Here is a 234-nt window from a genome sequence, read left to right on the forward strand (position 1 = left end):
ATCAAATGGCTTCAGATGGCAGTTTTCCGCTTGAGTTGAAGAGAACAAAACCTTATGGATATTCTATTTTTAATCTTGATGCTATGACGACAATCTGCCAGGTACTTTCAACAACACAGGATAATCTCTGGAGGTATGAAACTGCAGATGGAAAATCTATAAGGAAGGGGATAGAATATTTATTTCCTTTTATAACGGATAAATCTAAATGGCCATTGAAACCCGATGTAATGT

At 35.9% G+C, this 234-nt stretch carries 1 protein-coding gene; it reads left to right on the forward strand.

Annotated elements, in window-relative coordinates:
* A partial coding sequence (locus tag ACLJNW_RS28625; protein ID WP_410962066.1) for an alginate lyase family protein occupies nt 1-234 on the forward strand: 234 nt, incomplete at both ends.

Origin of the sequence: Salmonella sp. SAL4457, from assembly GCF_046548235.1 — a bacterium.
Classification (GTDB): domain Bacteria; phylum Pseudomonadota; class Gammaproteobacteria; order Enterobacterales; family Enterobacteriaceae; genus Salmonella; species Salmonella enterica.